At 70.1% G+C, this 15,347-nt stretch carries 14 protein-coding genes and 1 pseudogene; 6 read left to right on the forward strand and 9 right to left on the reverse strand.

Going from position 1 to position 15,347, the window contains the following annotated elements:
- Positions 1-299 precede the first annotated feature (299 nt).
- The 5 genes and pseudogenes from FPZ47_RS02795 to FPZ47_RS02815 form a co-directional block, all read right to left on the reverse strand.
- Positions 300-653, reverse strand: a pseudogene (locus tag FPZ47_RS02795) (acyl-CoA dehydrogenase family protein); the annotation flags it as partial.
- On the reverse strand, positions 650-2,650 hold the full coding sequence (locus FPZ47_RS02800) for an acetyl/propionyl/methylcrotonyl-CoA carboxylase subunit alpha (RefSeq protein ID WP_144945982.1): 2,001 nt from the start codon (positions 2,648-2,650) through the stop codon (positions 650-652). The pseudogene FPZ47_RS02795 and the gene FPZ47_RS02800, both read right to left, overlap by 4 nt.
- Positions 2,651-2,655: 5 nt before the next feature.
- Positions 2,656-4,245, reverse strand: coding sequence for an acyl-CoA carboxylase subunit beta (locus FPZ47_RS02805; RefSeq protein ID WP_144946035.1), 1,590 nt, complete (start codon positions 4,243-4,245; stop codon positions 2,656-2,658).
- Positions 4,246-4,300: 55 nt separating this feature from the next.
- On the reverse strand, positions 4,301-5,461 hold the full coding sequence (locus tag FPZ47_RS02810; RefSeq protein WP_144945979.1) for an acyl-CoA dehydrogenase family protein: 1,161 nt from the start codon (positions 5,459-5,461) through the stop codon (positions 4,301-4,303).
- Positions 5,458-7,149: an acyclic terpene utilization AtuA family protein gene (locus FPZ47_RS02815; protein ID WP_144946032.1), complete on the reverse strand. Its 1,692-nt coding sequence runs from the start codon at positions 7,147-7,149 to the stop codon at positions 5,458-5,460. Before FPZ47_RS02815 ends, FPZ47_RS02810 begins: the two co-directional genes overlap by 4 nt.
- Before the next feature lie 265 nt (positions 7,150-7,414).
- Here FPZ47_RS02815 and rpmF point away from each other — a divergent pair, with 265 nt between their 5' ends.
- The 5 genes from rpmF to FPZ47_RS02840 all read left to right on the forward strand — a co-directional run bounded on the left by rpmF (position 7,415) and on the right by FPZ47_RS02840 (position 11,989).
- Complete coding sequence (gene rpmF / locus FPZ47_RS02820) at positions 7,415-7,588, forward strand: 50S ribosomal protein L32 (RefSeq protein ID WP_144945976.1); 174 nt, start codon at positions 7,415-7,417, stop codon at positions 7,586-7,588.
- 63 nt (positions 7,589-7,651) lie between these two features.
- Entirely contained in the window at positions 7,652-8,341 is a 690-nt protein-coding gene (gene mprA / locus FPZ47_RS02825; protein ID WP_168209341.1) for a two-component system response regulator MprA, read from the forward strand.
- A 16-nt stretch (positions 8,342-8,357) separates the two neighbouring features.
- Positions 8,358-9,914, forward strand: a complete 1,557-nt coding sequence (locus FPZ47_RS02830; RefSeq protein ID WP_144945970.1) for a HAMP domain-containing sensor histidine kinase — start codon at positions 8,358-8,360, stop codon at positions 9,912-9,914.
- A gap of 78 nt (positions 9,915-9,992) precedes the next feature.
- Positions 9,993-11,435, forward strand: coding sequence for a S1C family serine protease (locus tag FPZ47_RS02835; protein WP_144945967.1), 1,443 nt, complete (start codon positions 9,993-9,995; stop codon positions 11,433-11,435).
- Complete coding sequence (locus FPZ47_RS02840; RefSeq protein ID WP_144945965.1) at positions 11,435-11,989, forward strand: MogA/MoaB family molybdenum cofactor biosynthesis protein; 555 nt, start codon at positions 11,435-11,437, stop codon at positions 11,987-11,989. Before FPZ47_RS02835 ends, FPZ47_RS02840 begins: the two co-directional genes overlap by 1 nt.
- A 20-nt stretch (positions 11,990-12,009) precedes the next feature.
- On the opposite strand, the gene mscL is transcribed toward FPZ47_RS02840, so the two are convergent.
- From mscL to FPZ47_RS02860, 4 genes are all read right to left on the reverse strand, one after another.
- Positions 12,010-12,471, reverse strand: coding sequence for a large-conductance mechanosensitive channel protein MscL (gene mscL / locus FPZ47_RS02845; protein WP_144945962.1), 462 nt, complete (start codon positions 12,469-12,471; stop codon positions 12,010-12,012).
- Between the two features lie 68 nt (positions 12,472-12,539).
- Complete coding sequence (locus tag FPZ47_RS02850; RefSeq protein WP_144945959.1) at positions 12,540-13,217, reverse strand: SAF domain-containing protein; 678 nt, start codon at positions 13,215-13,217, stop codon at positions 12,540-12,542.
- A gap of 70 nt (positions 13,218-13,287) precedes the next feature.
- Positions 13,288-13,665, reverse strand: a complete 378-nt coding sequence (locus tag FPZ47_RS02855; protein ID WP_144945956.1) for an FmdB family zinc ribbon protein — start codon at positions 13,663-13,665, stop codon at positions 13,288-13,290.
- 88 nt (positions 13,666-13,753) lie between these two features.
- Complete coding sequence (locus FPZ47_RS02860) at positions 13,754-14,350, reverse strand: 5-formyltetrahydrofolate cyclo-ligase (protein ID WP_144945953.1); 597 nt, start codon at positions 14,348-14,350, stop codon at positions 13,754-13,756.
- Positions 14,351-14,427: 77 nt separating this feature from the next.
- Between FPZ47_RS02860 and FPZ47_RS02865 the strand changes: the two genes are divergently transcribed.
- Positions 14,428-15,339 (forward strand): UTP--glucose-1-phosphate uridylyltransferase, encoded by a 912-nt coding sequence (locus tag FPZ47_RS02865; RefSeq protein WP_144945950.1) that lies wholly within the window; start codon positions 14,428-14,430, stop codon positions 15,337-15,339.
- The last annotated feature ends 8 nt before the right edge of the window (positions 15,340-15,347 follow it).

Consider the following 15,347-nt stretch of genomic DNA (forward strand, 5'->3'; position numbering starts at 1 on the left):
GCGTCACGGCCGACGCCTGCACCTGCGTTTTGCCGCCGCCTACCCCCACGTCGAGGCATTCGCCACCGCGTTACGACACATCCGGGCGCTGCCGGCCTTCGGTTGACGCCCGCCAACCGGCCCGTCAACGTCACTTCGCACCGCATCTGCAACCCTGCACCGCCACACCGCGATCGGTCATGCCTAAAACCGGTCACCACACCGCCGCAGCCGCCGCCCACGCCCAATTATGCCATCACCCAACAGCTTCCAACCCCCATCAGCGCGCAGCCACCATCAACCAGATCACCGAAAACAAGATCATCACAAGCCGGCTGAAAAATCAGGGTCTGATCTTCGGTGCCGAACTTGCTGATGATGGTGCCGTTGATGGCGGGTGACACCACCATCAGCAGCAGCGCGCTGCCCGCTGCCGCCATCTCCTCCATCACCAGCGAGAGCTCGTACATGCCGGCGCCGCCACCGCCGTACTCCTCGGGCAGGTTAACCCCGAGGAACCCGAGTTTTCCTGCCTCGGACCACAACTCGGTGGTGTGCTGGTGCGCGCGCGCCTTCTGCAGGTAGTAGTCGGCGCCGTAGTTGGACGCCCATTCGGCCACCGCCTTGCGCAGGGCCCGGCGGTCCTCGTTCTCGATGAAGCTGGTGTCGGTCACCGTGGATCTCCTTCTGCTTCGGGCGCGTCGACTCGTGCCAGGACGGCGCCTACTTCGACTTGCTGACCGGTGCTGACGTTGAGTTCGGCGAGGACGCCGTCGGCCGGCGCGGTGAGGGTGTGTTCCATCTTCATCGCCTCCAGCCAGATCAGCGGCTGACCGGAGGTGACGGTGTCGCCGACGGCGGCGCCGAGCCGGATGACGTTGCCGGGCATGGGTGCGACCAACGATCCCTGCTCGACGGCCGACCCCGGTTCCGGGAAGCGGGGCAGCGCCACCAGGTGCACGGGCCCGCTGGGCGAATCGACGTAGACGTCGTGGGCGTCGGAGCCGTAGCGCCGCACCGCGAAGCTGCGGGCGACCCCGCGCTCGTCGGCCAGCACGACCTCGTCTGCCGTGGCCGAGACGAGCCGGACCGACGGGTCGGCGGGAAGTGTCAATCCGCTTCTGGTGTAACGGTACTCGATGCGGTGTTCGCCGCCTTCGGCATCACGGAAGGTTTTGACCTGGTAGCCCGATGCCAGGTTGCGCCAGCCGCTGGGCAGAGAGCCGAGCACCCCAACGGCCTTGGCCACCGCACGGTTGTGCGCGGCGTCGGCCAGCGCGGCGGCGATCGCCGACAATCCGACGGTGCCGGCGTCGGCGAGCGGGGAGGACAATTCCGCCAGCCCGTGGGTGTCGAAGAACGCGGTATCGGTCGCGCCGTCGAGGAAAGCGTTGTGCCGCAGCACGTTGACCAGCAGTTCGCGGTTGGTGCGCACGCCGTGCAGCCGGGCCCGGGCCAGTGCGTCGGCGAGTACCAGGGCGGCCTGCCGGCGGGTGGGCGCGAACGAGATGACCTTGGCCAGCATCGGGTCGTAGTGAATCGACACGGTGGAACCGTCGACCACCCCGGAGTCCAGTCGGATGCCGGTGCGATGGCCCAGCGTGGCGAACTCGGCCCGGACCGCCGGTAGCTCGATGCGGTGCACCGGGCCGGCCTGCGGCTGCCAGCCTTGCGCGGGGTCCTCGGCGTAGAGCCGGGCCTCGATCGAATGACCGTGCGCGGCAGGGGGTTCGGGGCCGAGGCGGTCGCCGTCGGCGACGGCGAGCTGCAGTTCGACCAGGTCCAGCCCAGTGGTCTCCTCGGTCACCGGGTGCTCGACCTGCAGCCGGGTGTTCATCTCCAGGAAGTAGAACTCGCCGGCATCGTCGGCGAGGAACTCGACGGTCCCGGCGCCCGCGTAGCCGATGGCGGTGGCCGCCAACCGCGCCGCGTCGAAAAGCTTGTCCCGCATACCCGGTATGCGCTGCACCAGAGGGGAGGGCGCCTCCTCGATGATCTTCTGGTGGCGGCGCTGGATGGAGCATTCCCGTTCCCCGACGGCCCAGACGGTGCCGTGGGTGTCGGCGAGGACCTGGACCTCGACGTGGTGCCCGGTGGGCAGGTAGCGCTCGCAGAACACCGTCGGATCGCCGAATGCGGACTGGGCCTCGCGGCGGGCCGCCGCCACTTCGCCGGGCAGAGCGGCCAATTCGCGCACCACCCGCATCCCGCGGCCGCCGCCGCCGGCGGACGCCTTGACCAGCACCGGCAGCTGCGCCTCGGTGACACAATCCGGGTCGAGTTCGTCGAGGACCGGCACCCCCGCGGCCGCCATCAGCTTCTTGGACTCGATCTTGGAACCCATCGCCCGCACCGCGTGCACCGGCGGCCCCACCCAGATCAGGCCCGCGTCCTGCACGGCGAATGCGAAATCGGCATTTTCCGAGAGGAATCCGTAGCCGGGATGTACCGCGTCGGCGCCCGTCGCGCGGGCGGCGGCAATGATGGCCACGGGGTTGAGATAGTCGTTGATCTTCGGCAGCCGCACCCGGGCGTCAGCCTCGGCGACGTGCGGCGCCGCGGCGTCCGGGTCGGTGTAGATTGCCGCGGTGCTCACGCCGAGCCGTCGGCAGGTGGCGAACACGCGCCGCGCGATCTCGCCGCGGTTGGCGACCAGCACTCGGGTGACCATGGGGCTCACATCCGGAAGACGCCGAAGTTCGACGTCCCCTTGATCGGGCCATTGGCGATGGCGGACAGACACATTCCCAGGACCGTGCGGGTGTCGCGCGGGTCGATCACGCCGTCGTCGTAGAGCATCCCGGACAGGACGAGCGGCAGCGACTCGGCCTCGATCTGGCCTTCGACGGCGGCCCGCATCGCCGCGTCCGCCGCCTCGTCGACCTGCTGTCCGCGCGCCTCGGCGGCGGCGCGCGACACGATCGACAACACGCCTGCCAGCTGGGCGCCGCCCATGACGGCGGACTTGGCGCTGGGCCAGGCGAACAGGAACCTGGGGTCGTAGGCCCGGCCGCACATGCCGTAATGGCCGGCGCCGTAGGAGGCCCCGATCAGCAGCGAGATGTGCGGGACGGTGGAGTTGGATACGGCGTTGATCATCATCGAGCCGTGCTTGATCATGCCGCCCTCTTCGTAGTCCTTGCCGACCATGTAGCCGGTCGTGTTGTGCAGGAACAGCAGAGGAGTGTCGGACCGGTTGGCCAACTGGATGAACTGGGTGGCCTTCTGGGACTCCTCGCTGAACAGCACGCCGCGCGCATTGGCCAGGATGCCCAGCGGATAGCCGTGCAGCCGCGCCCAGCCGGTCACCAGGGACGAGCCGTACATCGGCTTGAATTCGTCGAACTCGGAGCCGTCGACGATGCGAGCGATCACCTCCCGCGGGTCGAACGGGATCCGCAGGTCCGGCGGCACGATGCCGATCAGCTCCTCGGCGTCGTACCGCGGCTCGGTCACCGGCCCCGGGACCGGTCCCTGCTTGCGCCAGTTCAGCCGCGCCACGATGCGGCGTCCGGTGCGGATCGCGTCGAGCTCGTCGACGGCGAAGTAGTCGGCCAGACCCGAGATTCGGGCGTGCATTTCGGCGCCACCCAGGGACTCGTCGTCGGACTCCTCGCCGGTGGCCATCTTGACCAGCGGCGGGCCCGCCAGGAACACCTTGGAACGTTCCTTGATCATGACCACGTGGTCGGACATCCCCGGGATGTAGGCGCCGCCCGCGGTGGAGTTGCCGAAAACCAATGCGATGGTGGGGATCCCGGCCGCCGACAGCCGGGTCAGGTCCCGGAACATCTGGCCGCCGGGGATGAAGATCTCTTTCTGGGTGGGCAGGTCGGCCCCACCGGATTCCACCAATGAGATCACCGGCAGCCGGTTCTCGAATGCGATCTGGTTGGCCCGCAATATCTTCCGCAATGTCCACGGGTTGCTGGTGCCGCCCTTGACGGTCGGGTCGTTGGCGACGATCAGGCATTCCACGCCCGACACCGCACCGATGCCGGTCACCGTGCTGGCGCCGACCGTGAACGCGCTGCCCCAGGCCGCGAGCGGGCTGAGCTCCAAGAACGGGGAGTCGGGGTCGACGAGGAGCTCGATGCGCTCCCTGGCGGTCAGCTTTCCGCGGTCGTGGTGGCGCTGGACGTACTTGGGACCACCGCCGGCAAGCGCTTTGGTGAGTTCGGTGTCGATCTCTTCGAGCTTGGTGGTCAAAGCCGATGCGGCCTCGCTGAAGGCGGGCGACCGTGGATCGAGCGCGGACTGCAGCACGGTCATGACCACCGCCGACGATGCAGAGCCAAGCGATGAGGCGGAGGCGGTGAAATCATGCCTGGTATCCCAGGGTTTTGGCGGCCAGTGCGGTGAGGATCTCGGTGGTGCCGCCGCCGATGCCCAGGATGCGCATGTCCCGGTACTGGCGTTCGACTTCGGACTCGGCCATGTATCCCATGCCCCCGAACAGCTGGACGGCCTGATGCGCCACCCATTCGCCGGCCTCCACGGCGGTGTTCTTGGCGAAGCACACCGGGGCGATCAGATCGGTCTCGCCGGCGAGCTGGCGCTCCACCACGTGGTGCGCGTAGACGCGCGCGACGTCGATGCGGCGCGCCATCTCGGCCAGGGTGTTCTGCACCGACTGGCGCGCGATCAGCGGGCGGCCGAACGTCTGGCGGTCGCGGCACCACTGCACCGTCAGGTCCAGGCAGCGCTGCGCGCTCGAATAGGCTTGGGCGGCAAGGCCGACGCGTTCGGCGACGAACGCCTGCGCGATCTGGGCGAAGCCACTGTTCGCGGCGCCGACGAGATTGGCCGCGGGCACGCGCACGTCGGTGTAGGACAGCTCGGCGGTGTCGGAGGACCGCCAGCCCATCTTGTCCAGCTTGCGGCTCACGCCGAACCCCGGGGTGCCCTTTTCGACCACCAGCAGCGAAACGCCGGCCGCGCCGGGGCCGCCGGTGCGCACCGCGGTGACGACGTAGTCGGCGCGCACCCCGGAGGTGATGTAGGTTTTGGCGCCGTTGACGACGTAGTGGTCACCTTCGGGACCGGAACGCAGCACCGCGGTGGTCCGCAGGTGGCCGACGTCCGAGCCGCCGCCGGGCTCGGTGATGGCCAGGGCACCGATCTTCTCGCCGGCCAGGGTGGGCCGGACGAACTCCTCGATCAGGCGCGGGTCGCCGGTGGCGATCATGTGGGGCACCGCGATGCCGCAGGTGAACAGGGAGGCGAACACGCCGCCCGGGGCCCCGGACTGATGCACCTCCTCGCAGATGATCACCGCGTCGGCGCCGTCCCCGCCGCCGCCGCCGACCGCCTCGGGGAAGCCCGCGCCCAGCAGCCCCGCCGCCCCGGCGCGCCGGTGCAGGTCGCGCGGCAGTTCGCCGGCGCGTTCCCAGGCGTCGGCGTGCGGCAGGATTTCGCGTTCGGTGAACGAGCGGACCGTCTTTCGTAGCTGCTCGCGCTCCGGGGTGTTCCACAGAGTCATAAAAGCCCTTCCGGCACCTCGACGTAACGGCTGCGCAGCCATTCGCCCAGCCCCTTGGCCTGGGGGTCGAACCGCGCCTGGTAGGCGACGCCCTGACCGAGTATGCCGTCGATGACGAAGTTCACCGCCCGCAGGTTGGGCAGCACGTGGCGGGTGACGGCGAAGTCCGCCGCCTCGGGCAGCAGCTCCTTGAGCGCCTCGACGGTGAGAGCGTGTGCCAGCCACCGCCACTGCTCGTCGGTGCGTACCCAGACCCCGACATTGGCCGAGCCGCCCTTGTCGCCGCTGCGGGCCCCGGCGATGCGGCCCAGCGGCACACGGCGCGTCGGGCCGGCCCCAAGCGGCTCGGGCAACGGCGGCGGGTCGGCCGGTGACAACTCGAGAGTTTCGGTGGCGCAAGCGATTTCGGTGCGGGTGCCGTCGGCGTGCACCGCGACGTGCGGCACCTTCGCGGCGTCGACGTACCCGGCGGTGAACACCCCGTACACCTGGCCCTCGGCCGGTGGGGCGGTCACGTGGAAGCCCGGATAGCTGGCAAGTGCCAATTCGACCGCGGCCGAGGAGAACTGGCGTCCGACGTTGGCGGGGGCGGGGTCGCGCACCACGCAGTGCAGCAGCGCGCTGGCGGCCTCCTCGGTGTCGGCGTCGGCGTGGTCGGTGCGGGCCAGAGTCCACACCAGCTCGGCGGGCTTGACGGTGAGCGCGGACTCCAGTTGGTGGCGCACCAACTCGGCCTTGGCCTCGACGTCCAGGCCGGTGAGCACGAACGTCATCGCGTTGCGGTACCCGCCGATGCTGTTCAGCGACACCTTGAGGGTGGGTGGTGGCGGCTCGCCGCGCACACCGCTCACGCGCACCCGGTCGGGCCCGTCACAGGACAGTTCGACGCTGTCCATGCGGGCGGTGACGTCGGGGTTGGCGTAGCGGGCGCCGCCGATCTCGTAGAGCAACTGCGCGGTGACGGTGTCGACGCTGACCAGCCCGCCAGTGCCGGGATGCTTGGTGATCACCGACGACCCGTCGGCGCTGACCTCGGCCAGCGGGAAACCGGCATGGGTCAGGTCGGGCACGTCGGTGAAGAACGCGTAGTTGCCGCCGGTGGCCTGGACGCCGCATTCGATGACGTGGCCGGCGACCACGGCGCCGGCGAGCCGGTCGTAATCGCCGCGACTCCAACCGAAGTGCGCGGCCGCGGCCCCGACCGTCACCGAGGCGTCGGTGACCCGCCCGGTGACGACGACGTCGGCCCCGGCGTTGAGGCAGTCGACGATGCCCCACGCACCCAGGTAGGCGTTGGCCGTCAGCGGCGAGCCGAGCCCCAGTTCGGCCGCGCGCGGCGCCAGGTCGTCGCCCTCGACGTGCGCGACCCGGGCGTCGATACCCAACCGCGCGGCCAGGGCGCGCACGGCGTCGGCCAGCCCGGCGGGGTTCAGGCCGCCGGCGTTGGCGACGATGCGGACCCCGCGGTCGCGGGCCTCCCCCAGGCAGTCTTCGAGCTGGGTGAGGAAGGTTTTGGCGTAGCCGCGGTCCGGGTGCTTCATCCGGTCGCGGCCCAGGATGAGCATGGTGAGTTCGGCCAGGTAGTCGCCGGTGATGAAGTCCACCGGAGCGCCCGGATCGCCGGTGAGCATTTCGCGCATCGCCGACAGGCGGTCGCCGTAGAACCCCGAGCAGTTCGCGATCCGCACGGGAGCACCGGAAGCAGAGGCCATGGGCGCCCTCCGTTCCTCGACTCACCGCTGAGCACAACCAACCAACCGGTAGGTTAGCCGGTGCGGCCGGTGTCCCGTCAAGGCTGCCGCACCGGCGCGCGCGGCCCATTTTGGCGCCCATGAGCCCACCGACTATCCTGGAGGGCGATCGTCGCTCGTTCGGCCCGCCCGGCCATGCCGCGACATGCCCATCAGAAGCCCCACTGACCCCAATGACCCCAATGAGGAGTAAGGCCCGACCATGGCGGTACCCAAGCGCAGGATGTCGCGCGCCAACACCCGAAGCCGCCGCGCGCAGTGGAAGGCCACCCGGACCGAACTCGTCGGCGTCACGGTGGCAGGTCAGCGGCACAAATTGCCGCGGAGGCTGCTCAAGGCGGCCCGCCTCGGCCTGATCGATCTCGACAAGCGTTAATCCCGCCGGACACCCGGCGCGCCTCTCAGGCCGCTCTCAGGCGCCGGGACGACACTGATGGCCGTGCGCATATTGGTCGTCGACGACGACCGCGCGGTGCGTGAGTCGCTGCGCAGGTCACTTTCCTTCAACGGCTATTCGGTCGATCTCGCCCATGACGGGGTGGAGGCGCTCGACAAGATCGCGACCGAGCGTCCCGACGCCCTGGTCCTGGATGTGATGATGCCGCGGCTGGACGGCCTGGAGGTGTGTCGCCAGCTCCGCAGCACCGGCGACGACCTGCCGATTCTGGTGCTCACCGCCCGCGACTCGGTCTCCGAGCGCGTCGCCGGCCTGGACGCCGGCGCCGACGACTACCTACCGAAGCCATTCGCGCTCGAAGAGCTGCTGGCGCGGATGCGCGCGCTGCTGCGCCGCACCAAGCCCGAGGACGACGCCGCCGAGTCGGTCGCCCTGCGGTTCTCCGACCTGGCGCTGGATCCGGTGACCCGCGAGGTGACCCGCGGGCAGCGGCAGATCAGCCTGACCCGCACCGAGTTCGCGCTGCTGGAGATGTTGATCGCCAACCCGCGCCGCGTGCTCACCCGCAGCCGCATCCTCGAGGAGGTGTGGGGCTTCGACTTTCCCACCTCGGGCAACGCGCTGGAGGTTTACGTCGGGTATCTGCGCCGCAAGACCGAGGCCGACGGCGAAGCCCGGCTGATCCACACGGTGCGCGGAGTGGGTTACGTGCTACGGGAGACGCCGCCGTGACGAGGCAATTCCGACGATGATCCGGTTCGCGCGGCGACGGCGCGCACCCCTGCCGGCGACCAGTTCGTTGTCCCTGCGCTGGCGGGTGATGCTGCTGGCGATGTCGACGGGTGTGATGGTCGTCATCCTGATGGACTTCACCGTCTACGCGGTGGTATCGGCGGCGCTGTACAACGACATCGACAACCAGTTGCAGAGCCGGGCGCAGATGCTGATCTCCAGCGGGTCGCTGGCGGCCGACCCGGGAAAGGCCATCGAGGGCAACGCCTATTCCGACGTCAACGCCATGCTGGTGGACCCGGGCCACGCCATCTATACCGCGCAGCTGCCGGGTCAGACGCTGCCGGTCGGCGCGCCGGAGAAATCCGTCATCCGCGGTGAGTTGCTCATGTCGCGGCGCACCGCGTCCGATCAGCGGATACTGGCCATCCACCTGCCCAACGGCAGTTCGCTGCTGATTTCGAAGAGCCTCAAGCCCACCCAAGCGGTGATGAACCAGCTGCGCCTGGTGTTGCTGACCGTCGGCGGCATCGGCGTCGCGGTCGCCGCGGTGTCCGGCGGCATGGTCACCAAAGCCGGGTTGCGCCCGGTGGCCCGGCTGACCGAGGCCGCCGAACGGGTGGCGCGCACCGACGACCTGCGGCCCATCCCGGTGTTCGGCAGCGACGAACTGGCCCGGCTGACCGAGGCGTTCAACCTGATGTTGCGGGCGCTGGCAGAGTCGCGGGAGCGGCAGGCCCGGTTGGTGACCGACGCCGGGCACGAGTTGCGCACGCCGCTGACGTCGCTGCGCACCAACGTCGAGCTGCTGATGGCCTCGATGGAACCCGGCGTGCCGCGGCTGCCCGAGCAGGAGATGGTGGACCTGCGGGCCGACGTGCTCGCGCAGATCGAGGAATTGTCCACGCTGGTCGGCGATTTGGTGGACCTCACCCGCGACGACGCCGGGCAGGTGGTGCACGAACTGGTGGACATGTCCGAGGTGGTGGATCGCAGCCTCGAGCGGGTGAAGCGGCGGCGCAACGACATCCAGTTCGACGTCGAGGTCATCCCGTGGCAGGTCTACGGTGATTCGGCCGGGTTGTCGCGCGCGGCCTTGAACCTCATGGACAACGCCGCCAAGTGGAGCCCGCCGGGCGGGCACGTCGGTGTCAGGATGAGACAGCTCGACGCCGCACACGCCGAACTCGTGGTCTGGGATTACGGGCCGGGGATTCCGCCGCAGGAACGCCGCCTGGTGTTCGAGCGGTTCTATCGGTCGACGACGGCGCGGGCCATGCCGGGTTCGGGGCTGGGGCTGGCGATCGTGAAACAGGTGGTGCTCAAGCACGGCGGGTTGCTTCGCGTCGAAGACACCGTGCCGGGCGGGCAGCCCCCCGGGACCGCGATCTACGTGCTGCTTCCCGGCCGGCCGATGTCGGTTGGACCCAACGCGGGGCCCGCCGCCGGTGGGCACGGCAACGATCCCGAGGCCCACCCCGGCCCGGGCGCGTCCGCGCCGGGAAACACGGCGAACTCTGGGGAATCGCCGAGCGTTGTCTCAGTGGACTCTCAGTCCACGCGCGCAAGGTAGTTGTGCAGTTACTGTTGGAATTCAGGTCCAGTCGTGCCCACACCAGCCGACATTCAGAGGAAGAGCGAACTTAGCGACATGACGAATGACCCGAGGTATTCGCCACCGCCGCCGCAGCAGCAGCCGGGCTACCGTACCGCACCCATCCAGCCTGCAGGTTCCGCCTACGCCCGGGGACAACAGCACCCGTACAACCAGCAGTACGACTGGCGATATTCGCAGTCCCGGCCGTCGCCGACGGTGCAGTACCGCCGGCCCCACGACCCGTTCGGTGGCGGTGGCCCGGGCGCCGTCCCCGGCGGCACGGGGGCGGGCCCGATCCCGGGCGTTGCCGGTGCGGGGCCGATGCCCGGGATGCTGCCGCCGATGGGTCCCCCGCCGGTACGCCAGAAGCGCTCCCGCGGGGGCCTGCTGGCCGCCGGCGCGCTGGCCATCGCGGTGGTGTCGGCCGGGATCGGCGGCGCCGCGGCCACGGTCGTCGAGCTGGGCGCGCACTCGACCGGCGGCCACGGCGGCCGCGTCATCGGGGCCGCCCCCAGCGTCCCGGCCGCCAACATGCCGCCGGGCAGCGTCGAACAGGTCGCCGCCAAGGTGGTGCCCAGTGTCGTCATGCTCGAGACCGACCTGGGGCGTCAGTCGGAGGAGGGCTCCGGCATCATCCTGTCCTCCGACGGGCTCATCCTGACCAACAACCACGTCGTCGCCGCCGCGGGCCCGGGCCCGGCCAAACAGCCCGCCGCGGCCGCCAACCCGGCGCCGAAGACGACGGTGACGTTCTCCGACGGCCGCACCGCGTCCTTCACGGTGGTCGGCACCGACCCGACGAGCGACATCGCCGTGATCCGTGTCCAGGGCGTCTCGGGGCTCACCCCGATCTCGATGGGCTCGTCGTCGGATCTGCGGGTGGGCCAGCCGGTGGTCGCGATCGGGTCGCCGCTGGGCCTGTCCGGCACGGTGACGACCGGCATCGTCAGCGCGCTCAACCGGCCCGTCTCCACGACCGGGGAGGCCGGCAACCAGAACACCGTGCTGGACGCGATCCAGACCGACGCGGCGATCAACCCGGGTAACTCCGGTGGCGCCCTGGTCAACATGAGCGGCCAGCTGGTGGGGGTCAACTCGGCGATCGCCACCCTCGGCGCCGATTCGCCGGATGCCCAGAGCGGGTCGATCGGGCTCGGCTTCGCGATTCCGGTCGACCAGGCCAAGCGCATCGCCGACGAGCTGATCAGCAGCGGCAAGGCGTCGCACGCGTCGCTGGGTGTGCAGGTGACCAACGACAAGGGCTCCCCCGGCGCCAAGATCGTGGAAGTCGTGCAGGGCGGCGCCGCCGCGAGCGCCGGTGTGCCCAAGGGCGTCGTCGTCACCAAGGTCGACGACCGGCCGATCAACAGCGCCGACGCTCTGGTCGCGGCGGTGCGGTCCAGGGCGCCCGGCGACAAGATCTCGCTGACCTTCGAGGATCCCGCGGGTGGCGGTAGCCGGACCGTCCAGGTCACGCTCGGCAAGGCGGATCAGTGATGAGGGTCGAGGAACCCGCGGCGGCGTTGTCGGAGCTCGGATATACGGTTGCTCCCATGGAGACGGGTGCGGAGTTGGTGGTGGGCCGGGCTCTGGTGGTGGTGGTCGACGATCGCACCGCGCATGGGGACGAGGACCACAGTGGACCGTTGGTTACCGAGTTGCTGACCGAGGCGGGTTTCGTCGTGGACGGTGTCGTGGCCGTCGCGGCCGACGAGGTCGAGATCCGCAACGCGCTGAACACGGCGGTGATCGGCGGGGTGGACCTGGTGGTCTCGGTCGGCGGCACCGGCGTCACGCCGCGCGACGTCACCCCGGAGGCCACCCGGGAGATCCTCGACCGGGAGATCCTCGGCATCGCCGAGGCGCTCCGGGCCTCGGGCCTGTCCGCGGGGATCATCGACGCCGGATTGTCCCGCGGTCTGGCGGGGGTGTCCGGAAGCACGCTGGTGGTCAACCTGGCCGGTTCCCGCTACGCGGTGCGCGACGGGATGGCGACGCTGAACCCCCTCGCCGCCCAGATCATCGGGCAGTTGTCGAGCCTGGAGATCTGAGCCGGCTCGGCCGCACGTGTTTACTGCGGCTCGACGTCCGCGCGCGGCCCGTGGCCGGGGGTGGGAGTCCGCGCGACGCCGCCGACGGTACCGCCGGCCGAGTCGCCGTTGGTCTGGGCCAGCAGGTCCCGGATTTCGCCGAGCAGGACGATCTGGGCGTCGTCGGCCTGCTCGACCTCGCCGCGCCTGCGCAGCGTGTTGTAGGGCAGGACGACGAAGAAGTACACGACGAAGGCGATCAGGACGAAGTTGATCGCGGCCGACAGCAGGATGTTCAGGTCGATGGTCTGACCGCCCCCGATGCTGATCCGCAGGATGCCCACGTCCGAATGCTGGTTGACGCCGATCCGGTTGATCAACGGCGCGATGATGCTGTCGGTGAACTTGGTGACCAATGCGGTGAAAGCGGTACCGATGACCACCGCGACGGCCAGGTCGACGATGTTGCCCCGGGAGAGAAACTCCTTGAATCCTGTGAACATTGACGATGTCCTTCCTGGACTGGACAGAGTTTGCTGCGGGCCACGCGCGCCGAACGGTGGGAGGGCACTCAGTGCAGGGTGAGGGTTACCGCCTGACCCAGCGTCGAACCCGCCACCGTGTTCGCCACGCGAGCCGGCAGCGCCACCAACACTACGCGGTCGCCCTCGGTGGCCTGGGCTTTTCGTCCGGCCGACACGAGGACCACGACGGCGTCGGTGGCCACGACCTTGCCGACGGGTTGCCCGGTCGCCGGCGAATCGGCGGCCGGCGCGGCGAGCACGTCGACGACGTCGCCCACGCGGACCACGTCGAGCAGGGCCCCGTCGGCCAGGCGCAGCGGCACGATGCGGGCGCCGGGGCCGACCTTCGATCCGATTGCGGCCTCGGCCAGCCGGCTGCCGAGCAAACGGACATCGGTGAGCACTTCACCGCGCCTGGCCGGGCCCGCCAGTGTCGCACCGACCACGGCATTCAGGTCGGCGGCTGAGCCGTCGGGAATCGTTGCATGCAAACGTGTTTCGAGCCGGAGATCGTCGGCGGCCAGTGCGGTGCCGGGGGTGAGGTCATGCGCGGCGACCACCACCTGAGCGCGATCGTCGCCCGGGTCGGGCCGCAGCGTCGCGATCCCGGCGAGCACCACGAGCCCGCCGGCGGCCACCCGCCGGGCCACCACGGTGCGGGTCCAGTCGGGGCGCGACGCCGCGAGGCGCCGCCATACCGAGGGGTTCAGCGAAGGTCCCGTCACGCCGCAACGGTAGGCGCGCGAGCGGCACCAGGGCCGCCGGCCGCGGGCGCAGTTGTGGATAGCCGCCGAGCTAGCTGGACGACGCCGCCGCCGGGGAAGGGGTCGAGCTGGAACTACTGGTGCCGGTCGACTTCTCGGCGGACCCGGACTTCTCGGCGGACCCGGACTTCTCGGCGGACCCGGACTTCTCGCTCGATCCCGAGCTTTCCGACGAGCCGGTGCCCGAAGACCCGTTGGTCCCGCTCGACCCGTTGCTCTTCGACTTGCCCGATTCGCGGCTGTCGGTGCGATAGAAGCCGCTGCCCTTGAACACGATCCCCACCGAGTTGAACCGCTTGCGCAGCCGACCGGAGCACTTCTCGCACGTGGTCAGCGCATCGTCGGTGAAGGTCTGCGCGATGTCGAAGCGGTCGCCGCACTCCGTGCACTCGTAGCTGTAGGTCGGCACGTGAACCTCCGGGTCGGGGGCTTACAGGTCAGATGGAGCCTGTTGGCACTCTAGCGTTTCAAGTGCTAGAACCGCCACGCGGCGTGCTTCATTCCCCGGCGCCGGCCGCCAGGCCGATCACCCCGCGCTGCGGCGTGAGCGCGTCCGTCATCGCGACGTCGTGCGGCTCCGTGGGCAGCTCGTCGACCAGTTCGACGTCGCGCACCACGGCGATCAGGCGCGCGCGCGGGTCGCGGCCGGGCAGCGAGCGGTCGTAGAACCCGGCGCCCCGGCCCAGCCGCACGCCCCGGCGGTCGACCGCCAGCGCCGGGACGATCACCAGGCCGGCCTCGGCCAGGGCCGAGGCCGGCAGCCACGGTTCGACGGGCTCGAGCAGCCCCCAGAGCCCGGCGGTCAGCGCGCCGGGCCGGTACTCACCCCAGCGCAGCGGCATCGCGCTGCCGTCGGCTCCGGTGCGCGCCACCGGCAGCAGCACCCGCCCGGAGCGGCGCGCGAGCATGTCCACCATCGCGATGGACCCCGGCTCGGCACCCACCGGCACGTAGGCGCAGACGGTGCCGGCACTCACCAGCGGTTCCAGCGCCGCGCACAGCATGCGGGCCTCGGCGGCACGAACTCTGCCGGGAACGCGACGCCGCGCAGCCAGCAACCGCCTGCGCAGCGCCGTCTTGTCCACACTCGCCATGGGTCAACCTTGGCAGCCCGGTGTTTCCCGCCGCCACGCCCACTCCCCGTCGCGCGTGCGGGTTATGGTTGTGAACGATGTCACGAGCTGAAATCCCGGTGCCTTGCACGGCGATCGTCCCAGCGGCCGGACTGGGTACGCGTTTCCTGCCGGCGACCAAGACGGTGCCCAAGGAGCTGCTACCCGTCGTCGACACGCCGGGCATCGAGTTGGTCGCCGAAGAGGCGGCCGCGGCAGGTGCCGAGCGTCTGGTGATCATCACCTCGGAAGGCAAGGACGGTGTCGTCGCGCATTTCGTGCAGGACCTGGTGCTGGAGGGCACGCTCGAACGGCGCGGGAAGAAAGCGATGCTCGACAAGGTTCGTCGTGCCCCGCAGCTGATCAAGGTCGAGTCCGTCGTGCAGGCCGAGCCGCTCGGCCTGGGCCATGCCATCAGCTGTGTGGAGCCCACGCTGTCGGCGGACGAGGACGCGGTGATGGTCCTGCTGCCCGACGACCTGGTGCTGCCGACCGGCGTCCTGGAGACGATGGCCAAGGTGCGCGCCGACTACGGCGGCACCGTGTTGTGCGCGATCGAGGTGGCCCCCGAGGAGATCAGCGCCTACGGGGTCTTCGACGTGGACCCGGCCGCCGGCTCGGACAACCCCGACGTGCTGAAGGTCAAGGGCATGGTCGAAAAGCCCAAGGCCGAGGACGCCCCGTCGATGTATGCCGCGGCGGGCCGCTACCTGCTCGACCGCGCGATCTTCGACGCGCTGCGCCGTATCGACCGCGGGGCCGGCGGCGAGGTGCAGCTGACCGACGCGCTCGCGCTGCTGATTGCGGAGGGCCACCCGGTCCACGTCGTCGTGCATCGCGGATCTCGACACGACTTGGGAAATCCCGGCGGCTACCTCAAAGCTGCGGTTGACTTTGCTTTGGATCGCGACGACTACGGCCCGGATCTGCGGCGATGGTTGGTGGCGCGGTTAGGCCTGACCCAGCGCTAACCGGGCGA

The organism is Mycobacterium helveticum (assembly GCF_007714205.1).
Lineage (GTDB): Bacteria > Actinomycetota > Actinomycetes > Mycobacteriales > Mycobacteriaceae > Mycobacterium > Mycobacterium helveticum.